1 protein-coding gene is annotated in these 440 nt (G+C 49.8%); it reads left to right on the top strand.

What is annotated here, in order from left to right:
* Window positions 1-440: two-component sensor histidine kinase (locus tag NE664_14150; GenBank protein ID MCQ4727777.1), on the top strand; the 440-nt coding region annotated here is incomplete at both ends.

Below are 440 nucleotides of genomic sequence, written 5' to 3'. Positions count from 1 at the left end.
CGATGACATGAACCTGCACCGGATCGCATTTAACGGAATCGTCTGCGACAATACCGTGAAAAACGGGCCGGGCCTCTATCACACAGTGTACTATTTTACCGGAGATACCTCGGAATACGTCTTTTCCAGGCCGCTTTACCGTGACGGCCAGCTCATCGGGTTCGCAGGCGCGTATTTAAACGGCCATGACTGGGCCAGGCTGTTTTCCAATTACCAGTACGACAGCATCATCACTACGGCAAACGGGGATATTATTTTCTGCTCCCGCGAGGGGTTTCTCCCGGAACGGAATACCAATAAATTCCGGAATGAAGAACAGCAGCGCCTGGTCTTCCTCCATGGAAACCGGTATCTGCTTTCGTCCCACTTTTTAAAGGATGAAGGCGTTACGATCTATTCCTTCATCTATTATCCGAAAAATGTACTTTACCTGGCCATCG

The sequence above is a fragment of the Anaerotignum faecicola genome, assembly GCA_024460105.1.
Taxonomy (GTDB): domain Bacteria; phylum Bacillota; class Clostridia; order Lachnospirales; family Anaerotignaceae; genus JANFXS01.
This window is presented reverse-complemented; position numbering and strand designations above follow the sequence as displayed.